The organism is Mesorhizobium sp. M00.F.Ca.ET.216.01.1.1, assembly GCF_004010325.2.
Classification (GTDB): domain Bacteria; phylum Pseudomonadota; class Alphaproteobacteria; order Rhizobiales; family Rhizobiaceae; genus Mesorhizobium.
In genome coordinates this window covers 1-290 of the sequence record NZ_SADR02000511.1, presented here as the reverse complement: position 1 = coordinate 290, position 290 = coordinate 1, and the positions used below count along the sequence as shown (strand labels likewise).

The following is a 290-nucleotide window of genomic DNA, read 5'->3' as shown; positions in this document are numbered from 1 at the left end:
CTGAAGCAAAGCCGGCCTCGGGATTGGTGATCGGCAGCCGTGCCGCCGGAACGGCGCCGCGTTCGTTGCAGAGGCGCACGCCCATCCGGTTCATTGCGATAGCCCGGATCTCGAGGATCTTACCGAGCAATGGCGGCATTGCCGGCGCGCGGGTGAATTCCAGCACCGGCGACCACACCACGCGCGCTTCCGGCCATTTGGCGCGCAGCGCATAGAGCAGGCCGCCGAACTCCTTCTTGAAGCGCGGCACGGAATGGAAGTTCTTGGTGTCGTTGGTGCCGATGGCAAGC

Annotated in this window: 1 pseudogene; it reads right to left on the bottom strand. The window is 65.2% G+C overall.

From position 1 onward, the window contains the following. A pseudogene (locus EN859_RS37210) lies at positions 1–290 on the bottom strand (SGNH/GDSL hydrolase family protein); the annotation flags it as partial.